Here is a 521-nt window from a genome sequence, read left to right as displayed (position 1 = left end):
CACCTGCTCGCTGCCGCGCGTCCAGCTCTTCAGCATGAACGGACCGGCGCCCACCGGCTGGGTGCCCGCCGACTCGAGACCCTTGGCGATCGCCGAAGGCGCCTCGATGTAGGTGAGCTTGGTGGCGATCATCCGGTCGAACGTCGGGTTCGGCGACGTCGGCGCGACCGTCAGCGTCAGCGGGTCGACGACCTCCGTCTTGAGGCCGGTTGCGTAGGCCGCCAGGTAGGAGCGGGTCTCCGGCTTCGCGTGCGTCTCCCAGTTCAGCTTCACCGCGGCGGCGTCGAACGGGGTGCCGTCGGAGAACGTGACGCCCGGTCGCAGCTTGAGCGTCCACGTCGCGCCGCCGTCGCCCGTGGTCAGGCTCTCCGCGAGATGCGGCTTGACCTTCCCGTCGGCGGGGTCGAAGTAGAACATCGGGTCGTACAGCGCACTCATCCGCGGCTCGTCGGTGACCGCGAGGTACAGCGTGCGGAACGGGTCGAGCGATTTGGAATCGGACACCGCGACCATCGTCATCG

The 521-nt window shown here is 68.7% G+C and carries 1 protein-coding gene; it reads right to left on the bottom strand.

Features of this window, described 5'->3' with window-relative positions; genetic code table 11:
* Positions 1-521: ABC transporter substrate-binding protein (locus tag AC1DSF_RS30685; RefSeq protein ID WP_478184085.1), on the bottom strand; the 521-nt coding region annotated here is incomplete at both ends.

This window comes from Variovorax sp. 01N429 (assembly GCF_056399425.1).
The sequence above is the reverse complement of the archived record's forward strand: the minus strand, read 5'-3'. Positions and strand labels throughout refer to the sequence as shown.